5 protein-coding genes are annotated in these 8942 nt (G+C 65.3%); 4 read left to right on the top strand and 1 reads right to left on the bottom strand.

The window, feature by feature from the left end:
- Window positions 1-2152, top strand: a 2152-nt coding sequence (locus V5A20_RS04995; RefSeq protein ID WP_332326835.1) for an ATP-binding protein, incomplete at its 5' end; no start/stop codon positions are given.
- A 60-nt stretch (window positions 2153-2212) separates the two neighbouring features.
- Window positions 2213-3688 (top strand): eCIS core domain-containing protein, encoded by a 1476-nt coding sequence (locus V5A20_RS04990; protein ID WP_332326834.1) that lies wholly within the window; start codon window positions 2213-2215, stop codon window positions 3686-3688.
- A 940-nt stretch (window positions 3689-4628) separates the two neighbouring features.
- Here the strand turns inward: V5A20_RS04990 and V5A20_RS04985 are convergent.
- Window positions 4629-5345 (bottom strand): hypothetical protein, encoded by a 717-nt coding sequence (locus V5A20_RS04985; RefSeq protein WP_332315518.1) that lies wholly within the window; start codon window positions 5343-5345, stop codon window positions 4629-4631.
- A 393-nt stretch (window positions 5346-5738) separates the two neighbouring features.
- Here V5A20_RS04985 and V5A20_RS04980 point away from each other — a divergent pair, with 393 nt between their 5' ends.
- Together V5A20_RS04980 and lat are read left to right on the top strand one after the other, a co-directional pair.
- A complete protein-coding gene (locus V5A20_RS04980) occupies window positions 5739-7454 on the top strand; it encodes an amidohydrolase (RefSeq protein WP_332315519.1) in 1716 nt (571 codons plus the stop codon).
- An 81-nt stretch (window positions 7455-7535) separates the two neighbouring features.
- Window positions 7536-8924, top strand: a complete 1389-nt coding sequence (gene lat, locus V5A20_RS04975; protein WP_332315520.1) for an L-lysine 6-transaminase — start codon at window positions 7536-7538, stop codon at window positions 8922-8924.
- Window positions 8925-8942 lie beyond the last annotated feature (18 nt).

Genomic DNA, 8942 nt, shown 5'->3' with positions numbered 1-8942 from the left:
CCATTTCGCACTGCACTTCCACGCGGCGGTCTACGCCGTGCTCGCCTTCGTGCGCACCCTCCAGGAGCAGGGCGGGGCGGAAACGGACGATCTAGTCGAAGACTATCCGTTTCTCGGCCGGTACCTCGCCGAGGACCTGCGCTTCATGCCCGAGGACCTGACGTGGGACGAGGGCGGGGCGTGGTGGGGGCGGGAACTCCGGCGCTGGGAAGGGGAGGCGGAGGGCCCCCTGCCCCTGCGCGCCCTGTCGACGAGCTTCGGGCTGTCGCCGCCGCAGCGGCGGGCGTTTATGCTAACGGGGCTGATCGAGGAGGATTCGCGGTTCGGCACCCTGTTCGCCCACCTCCAGGCGCCGGTGCAGCGCCGCCGCCCCACCGTGGAGCTCCTGGGCCGCATTGTGCAGCGTCTCGATGCGGGGGCCGACGGATGGGGGACCTGCCGGCCGCTTGTCGAACACCACCTCGTGGAGGTCATCGACCGCAGCCGGCCCCGCGCGGAGTGGACGCTTCGGATTCCGGGCCTGGTCTGGGACGCGGCTCGGGGGACCGTTCCGTCGACGCTCGACAGCGCCGAGCAGCGGACCCAGGTGCGGCCGGTCGATGAACTGCCGACGTTCGACGACGCGATTCTCCCGGCGGACTCGCGCAAGCAGTTGTGCCGGGTGCCCCGGCTCCTCCGGAGCGACGACACCCGATTCGCCGTGGTGCGTGGGACGACGGGCAGCGACCGCCTCGCCGCCCTCGACGCCGTGGCTCGCACCCTGGAGCGGGGCGTCGTGCGGGTGGAGGGCCTCGGGGAGACCGACGCGCCGGACGCCTCCGCCGCGGTGCCAGGCGGGCTCGGGCCGTTCTGCGTGGGGGCGCGGATGATGCCGGTGCTGGAGGTCGACCTCGCGCCGGGCGAGTCGCGCCCGCTGCCGCCCATTCCCGGCTACGACGGGCCCGTGGGCGTCGCGCTCAGCCCGACCGGCGGCCTCACCGGCGATGCCCTCGACACCGCCGTCACGCTCTCGCTCGGCACGCTCTCCGCGGACGAGCGGCGCCGCCACTGGCGGGCCGCCTTCGAGGGCGCCGAGGTGGACGACCTCGACGCCATCGTCGACGGGTTTCAGCTGCCGGGCCGCTACCTGCGCCGCGCCGGGGCCGCTGCCGTCCGTCACGCCGCGCTCGACGGGCGTGAGACGGTGACCCCGGGCGACGTGCGCCACGCCACCCGGTCCCTCGGGCGGCAACTGCTCGATACCCTCGCCGAGCGGCTGGAGGTGGACGGCACGTGGGACCGCCTCGTCATCGACCCGAGAACGGAGGAGAAGCTGCACGACCTGAAGCGCCGCTGTCACCACCGCGAGCGCCTGCTCGACCATCTCGGCCCGGCCTTTGGCAGCAGTACGACGAAGGGGGTGCGCGCGCTGTTTACGGGACCGAGCGGCACAGGCAAGACGCTTGCGGCCCGCATTCTCGCCGCCGAGCTTGGGATGGACCTCTACCGAGTGGACCTCGCCTCGGTCATCAACAAGTACGTGGGCGAGACGGAGAAGAACCTGCACCGCCTCCTCAGCACCGCCGAGGAGCTGGATGTCGTCCTGCTGCTCGACGAGGGCGACGCGCTGCTCGGCACGCGCACCGAGGTGTCGACGGCGAACGACCGCTATGCCAACGTCGAGACCGACTACCTGCTGCAGCGGCTGGAGCACTACGCGGGCATCCTGCTCGTAACCTCCAACCTGGCCGGCAACATCGACCCGGCCTTCCAGCGCCGCATGGACCGGGTGATCGACTTCGCGCCGCCCTCGGCGGAGGAGCGCCTCGCCATCTGGTCGATCCACCTGCCCGAAGACCACACCGTTTCCGAGGCGACGCTCCGGCGGGTGGCGCGGGTGTGTGCCCTGAACGGTGGTCAAATCCGCAACGCGGCGCAACAGGCGACCCTCCTGGCACTCGACGAGGCCACCGGGTGTGACGCGTCTGGTGAAGGAGATGCCGACAACCGGATGCGTCGGGCACCGGATGAGGTCGCGGTGCGCGATGAGCACGTTGTCGCCGCCGTCCGCGAGGAGTATCAGAAGGACGGCGCTGTCTGTCCCCTCACCATTGAAGAGAACGAGGGGCCGAGCTCCGGGGCCCAGCAGTTTGTTCAGGGGGTGGTCTCCTGATGCAGACGGCCATCGCACTGACTTTTCAGCGAATAAATTCTGCCATTACCCCGAATTATCATGGCTTACGCTCGCGCAGAATCTCAAGAATCGTCATTCTCGCCGTTCTCGAAGAAGGGCTCAGACGAACGCGACGACGCTTCGTCGTCGACCTTCTCGTTCACGCGGAGTCAGGGACTGCTACGTACGGCCGCCCCAGCCGTCACCCTCGGCGCCAGTGATCGGAATATACAGGACGGTGTTGGGATTCAGCCGAAGCTGACAGTGAGCGAGCCGGACGACAGGTCTGAGCGAGAGGCTGAGCGGGTCGCTGACGCGGTGATGCGAATGCCGGATCCAGACTCGGGAATGGACATGCGGCCGTTTTTCGAAAGCCGGATGGGAGAGGATCTCAGTGATGTGCGGATCCACACAGGCGGAGAGGCCGACCGGGTGGCGCGGTCGCTCAACGCTAAAGCGTTCACGGTCGGGACGGATGTCGTCTTCGCGAACGGAAACTACCAACCGCAGACGCGCTGGGGACGAGAGCTTCTGGCCCACGAATTGACACACGTCACGCGACACAGCTCGTTTGAAGAGTCCCAGATTTACCGACAGACGGACGAGGAGAGCGACGGATCGACATTTGAATCGATCCTCGGGACGGCATGGTCGGTAGTGGAGGATGTCGGGCGCGGCGGTCAGCGAGCCGTTGAGTCATGGGGCCTCACGGGATTCGACCGGACGTCAGAAATCGGTAGCGAAAACGAGCGGGCTTGGGCACTGTTCAAAGACCTAGTGTCGGCTGGTGCGAAGGTCGACGGGCCGCTGTACAATATTATCAAGTTCACTGTCCAGAACGACATCGACGACACAATCGCTGAGGAACTCACGCGCGAGCAGCGGACGATGATCGAACGTGGCGCTGCGGCGGCGGGCGAGAAGGCCGTCACGCACATCGCTGGACGAGTGCTCGGATCGACGATAATCAAGGGCATCCTCAAACGGATCGCAGTGAAAGTCGCGGCGACGGCTGCGTACAAGAGCCTGGCACGGAAAGTTGGCGTATCGGCTGGCGCGGGGGCGACCGGCATCGGCATCCCCGTCACGGGAACCATCATGCTGGGCGTCCTCCAGCGAGCGTCGAATGCCAGCCGCGAGCTCCGGAACAACAATTCGGAGCTCTATCGCCAACTCCGGCAGCGCAACCTGGACATGGGCTACTTCCTGGTGGAACCGATGCTCCCCGAGCTCAGAGAGCAGGTACGATTGGCTGTCCGAGAGGTCATCGCCGATGAGCTATCGGCGACACGCGAGAGCCAACAGGATGAAAAGAGTAGTGGCGACGAAGAACCAGAGGAAATCGAGTACCGAGAGGTTGGCGGAGCGAGAATCCACGTCATCGAGGAAGGGGATACGCTCTGGGAGCTTGGAAACCGGTATGGCGTCGATCCGGCCGAGCTCGAAGGGCTCAACGATGTCGATCCGCGAAACCTCCAGATCGGCGAGCCGCTTCTCATTCCGGAACCCGAATCCGACGAACTAATCGTGTATTGAGCGTAGACACGAACACGTCGTTCTCGGCTTTGAGTCGCCTACTGATCTGTCGATCCTCAATCTGTGTGTCTGCGGTGCGACCTCGAAATTCCGAGGCAGGTCGCTCTGAGCATCGGCGAAGAGCCTCAATAGCGGATCGTCTCTACTGTAGGGTCGCCACTGGAAGCAGCACGGCGCCGTGGGGAACGGGGACCTCGGGGAACGGGGACCTCGGGGGGCGGTGAGGCCGTGGCCTTTACCGTCACCCTTCCGTATATCGCCGAATACCTTCAAGTACGTCCGGTGTGACACGCCAACAGAGTTCTGCGGCTCGGCGACCCGACATCAGTGGAAGGGTCCGGTGGCAACGAGGACAGGCCCTGTTTTTGTAGTCCAAACCCGTCATGGGAAAGCGCCGGATTCGACATCCGACAGTGAGCCTGACGTGGGATCCGGATGCCCTGAGCCTGAGGCGCCAGAGCGAGAGAAAGGCTTCTCGAAGAACGGCCCGGCCACAGGTCCTCTATGCGGATCATGAGTGCTGTCGCGCTCCTGTGTGTAGTCGGGTTTGGGGGATTCACTCTCGCTGACCCCAGCGTCGGGACGATGGGAATCTACATTACGTTCGGCTTCCTCCTCGCTGCGTTTGCCCCGAAGGCCCTGCAGAAGTTCGCGGAGGAGGCGATCGTGGCATGATCGTCCTGAGGGACGCTGCCTGTCGATTCTTTCCATTCGGGCGCGCAGGCCAAGAGGGACTGCGGGGACCCGATCGGGGCGACGACCACGTCCTTCTAGAAAAGAACCGTTCTCGGCATCTTCGCCAAAATCTGACAGATAAGGGCTTCCAGAATGGGATAATCGGCGGCCCCCGGCGCATCGGGCCAATGCAAGCCATTGCAACAGAAGGTGCCAGTGAGCCTCATGCTCCGGCCGATCTCCGCTACGTGGCCGATCAACATCGCTACTCGTTCTTCTCCGGTGCGTCCTCAGAAGTGTTCACCGAAAGATCCCCTTCGGTATTCTCCTGCATCCGGTCGCGAACCCGATCGAGCAGCGCCACAAACATCGTGGGGTCGTAGCTCACGAAGAAGCCGATGAGCGAGAGCAGGCCCGCAAACCGAATGTACTGTCCGGGGGACGCGGTGCCAAGAATCGGATTTTCCAAGAGCACCAAGAGGCCGGAAATCACGGTCAGGTAGACGAAAAAGCTCCGCAGAAGGGCGGAGAGTAGGGGGTAGGTGCGATCGCGGTTGCCCTGGCCTCGCTGGGTTGAGAGCACGACGCGTCGTCCCATGGCCCCCAACACGCCGGCGAGACAGCAGAGAAAAGCGAGGTTCGACGGCGTGAAGCAGAGAAGCGCTACGATGAACGCCCACAGGACCGAATCTGTCGGAGGGGAATCCGCCGTCGTGGTCCCTGTGGGCTCTGCCGCTTCGGGGGGGCCAGTGGGGGAGCCGGACTGGGGGGTGGCAGACAGCGTATCGGAGGAGGCAGTGGCCTGGCCCGCCGAGGCAGCTGTGCTCATCTCTTCCACCCCCTGCGAACTGATAACGCGGCGGTAGGGCTCTGAGTCGACCAAAATGCCCGCCGTAAACAGGGAAATCCACAGGGCAAAGCCGATAGAAATCCCGGCGAGGACGATGAACCATTGGGTCCAATCCTCTGGAGGAAACGACATGGCGTTATGAGGAATTGACGCGAGCATTTCTGAACTCGTCCAAGTATACAATCAAGATACTCGATTACTACTCTGCAATGGGCTTCCTGGGATTCATTTTGGAGGCAATCAATTTCGTGCGTTCAATTCTACCCATGTCCGGTAGACGGACTCCATCCGTCACGGACGATTCGGGCAGAGAGACGGTCTGCGAAGCGGACTTCGCCCTCTTGAAACTCCGGGGTTCTCCGTTTGCAGCCGCGTGGAGCCGATGACTGTCGTCAAGATGCGGGGGGATGTCCACGGCCCGTTACTCCTCTTGATAAAGAGCCCCTGATTCGTGAGACTGTGGGCGTCGGTTCCCGAGCCGGTTCGAGATTCCATCCTCTTATCGCCTGCAACCTCGTTTCCTCTATGGGTCCTCGCACCGTCGTACTTGCCCTTGCTGCCCTACTGGCCGGCTGCTCATCGAGCCCCACGGCCGACCTCGTCTTGACGAACGGAACCGTTGCCACGCTCGACGACGATCACGGCCGCGTCGAGGCCCTGGCCGCCGCGGGGGACACCCTCCTGGCCGTCGGCAGCGCCGAGGAGATCGAGGCCTACACGGGAAGCGGCACGCGCGTCGTCGACCTCGACGGGCGCCTCGCCGTCCCCGGCCTTATCGAGGGGCACGGCCACTACATGGGCATGGGGGAGGCGCAACTGCAGATCGACCTGCTGGGCACCGCGTCGTGGGACCAGATCGTGGCTCGGGTTGATTCCGCCGCCACCGCGTCGGCCGATGGGGCGTGGGTGCAGGGACGGGGGTGGCACCAGGAGAAGTGGGACGCGACGCCGGAGCGTATGGTGCGCGGCTTTCAGACGAATGAGCGGCTCAATCAGGTAGCGCCGGAGACGCCGGTGTACCTGACCCATGCCAGCGGCCACGCCGCCATCGCCAACGAGGCGGCCTTGGAGGCGGCCGGCATTGGGCCGAACACGGCCGATCCGGACGGCGGCACCATCGTGCGGGATGCACAGGGGCGGGCCACTGGCATTCTGCTGGAAACCGCTGAGGGACTGGTGCAGGAGGCGATCGAGGCGTCGCGGAGCGACCTGAGTCCTGAGCAGCGTCGCGAGCGGCGCCGCGAGCAGGTCCGGCTCGCCGCCGAGGAGGCGCTCGCGAACGGCGTCACAAGCTTCCAGGACCAGGGGGCGTCGTTCGAAACCATCGAGCTGTACCGCACGATGGCCGAAAACGATGAACTCGGCATTCGCATGTACGCGATGGTGTCGCAGAGCGAGGTGACGCCCGAGACCCAGGAGCGCCTCGCAGAGATCCGCACAGTGGGGGCCGCAGATCAACACCTCACGGTCCGCTCCATCGGCGAGGTGACGGTGGATGGGGCCCTCGGCTCCCGCAGTGCGTGGATGCTCAAGCCCTACGACGACGCCCCGAACGACACGGGCATCAACGTGACCTCGATGGACCGCATCCTGGAGATTGCGGAGATTGCGCTGGAGGAAGACTACCAGCTTGCCATCCACGCGATCGGCGACCGGGCCAATCGGGAAAGCCTCGACCTGTTCGCCGATCTGTTTGCTGATCCGAATGTCGACAGCGAGTCGCTTCGCTGGCGCATCGAGCACGCGCAGCACCTGCACCCGGACGACATCCCGCGCTTCGCCGACCTCGGGGTGATTGCCTCGATGCAGGCCATCCACGCCTGCTCCGACGCCCCGTACAACTACCAGCGCCTCGGGGCGGGACGGGTGGAGCAGGGGGCCTACGTGTGGCGCACACTGTGGGAAGAGGGGGTCGTAGTGGGCAATGGCACCGACGTCCCCGTCGAAAAGATCGATCCCCTCGCCAGCCTCCACTGCACGGTGACCCGGCAGGTGCCCGGCACCGACACCACGTTTACCCCCGACGAGGCCCTCTCTCGTCGCCGGGCCCTCAAGTCGTACACCTTCAACAACGCCCGCATGGCCTTCGAGGAGGACGTGAAGGGCACGCTCACGCCCGGAAAGCTGGCCGACGTGGCGGTGCTCTCCGACAACATGCTGGAGGGGCCGCCGGGGCGCATTCGGGAGACGACGGTCGACTACACCGTCGTGGGAGGGGAGGTGGTTTACACGAGGGAGTGACAGTTTCCGTCGGAGGGAAACGTCCGCGGGGCTGGCGAATTTCTACATTCCGTTTGGCATTCTCCACTAGTCCACTCGCCCATGGAAGCGGTTTCCCCCAACTCGATCCGTCCCGCGGAGGTCAAAGAGCTTCTGTCCCGGCACATGCTGACGAAGGGCATGATGCCCATGGTGCTCGACATGGAGGCGAGCCAGGGCGTTCGGCTGCACGACGAGAAAAGCGGCCGCTCACTGATTGACCTGTTCGGCTTCTACGCCTCAAACCCCCTCGGGATGAACCACCCGAAGATGAGTGGCGACGAGGCCTTCATGGAGCGGCTGGTGGACGCGGCCCTCAACAAGGTGACCAACTCCGACGTCATGACCGGGCACATGGCGCGGTTCGTGGACACCTTCGATCGGGTGGGCATTCCGGACTACCTGCCGTACACGTTCTTTATCTCCGGCGGGGCCCTGGCCGTGGAGAATGCGCTGAAGACGGCCTTCGACTGGAAGGTGCGCAAGAACCACCAGAAGGGCTACCGCCGCGAGGTGGGCCACCAGGTGCTGCACCTGGACCAGGCCTTCCACGGGCGCACCGGCTACACCATGTCGCTCACGAACACGGCCGACCCGCGGAAGACGATGTTCTTCCCGAAGTTCGACTGGCCGCGCATCACGAACCCGAAGGTCCACTTCCCGCTCGACGCCGACGAGCAGGAGCGCGTGCGGGCCCACGAAGAGCGAGCGCTCCGACAGGCCAAGCGCCACTTCCACGAGCGCGAAGACCAGATTGCGGCGGTCATCCTGGAGCCCATCCAGGGCGAAGGGGGCGACAACCACTTCCGCCCCACGTTCCTGCGGGAGCTGAAGGCCCTGGCCCACGAGAACGACGCCCTGCTCGTGTTCGACGAGGTGCAGAGCGGCGTCGGCATCACGGGCGAGTTCTGGGCGCACCAGGCCCTCGGGGTGAGGCCCGACATCATGGCGTTCGGCAAGAAGTCGCAGGTCTGCGGCATTCTGGCCGGGCGGAAGCTCGACGAGGTGGACGACCACGTCTTCGAGACGCCCAGTCGCATCAACTCCACGTGGGGCGGCAACATCGTGGACATGGTGCGCTTCGACCGCATCCTCGAAATCATGGAGGAGGAGCAGCTCGTGGACCACGCAGGGCGGGTGGGGGCGCACCTGCAGCACCGGCTGCACGAGCTGGCAGAGCAGTTCTCGGCCGTGTCCAACGTGCGGGGCGAGGGCCTCATGACGGCCTTCACGCTGCCGAGCACCGAGTACCGCGACCACGTGGCCCAGCAAACCTACGAGGAGGGGGCCATCATCCTCGGCTGCGGCGACCGGTCCATCCGCTTTCGCACGCCCCTCACGATCACGGAGGACGAGGTGGACGAGGGCATGGCCTGCATCCGGCGGGCACTGGAGACGGTGGCGGCGGAGCACGGCCCACACGCGGACGAGTCCCAAGCACACACTCCGTAGCGGCCCCCCCGGCCCGGA

This window comes from Salinibacter sp., from assembly GCF_036626415.1.
Lineage (GTDB): Bacteria > Bacteroidota > Rhodothermia > Rhodothermales > Salinibacteraceae > Salinibacter.
This window is presented reverse-complemented; position numbering and strand designations above follow the sequence as displayed.

Excerpts from the sequence above, each read along its gene's own strand:
- V5A20_RS04990 (WP_332326834.1), top strand. The coding sequence starts at position 2,213 with ATGGCTTACGCTCGCGCAGAATCTCAAGAATCGTCATTCTCGCCGTTC.
- V5A20_RS04985 (WP_332315518.1), bottom strand. The coding sequence starts at position 5,345 with ATGTCGTTTCCTCCAGAGGATTGGACCCAATGGTTCATCGTCCTCGCC.
- V5A20_RS04980 (WP_332315519.1), top strand. The coding sequence starts at position 5,739 with ATGGGTCCTCGCACCGTCGTACTTGCCCTTGCTGCCCTACTGGCCGGC.
- lat (WP_332315520.1), top strand. The coding sequence starts at position 7,536 with ATGGAAGCGGTTTCCCCCAACTCGATCCGTCCCGCGGAGGTCAAAGAG.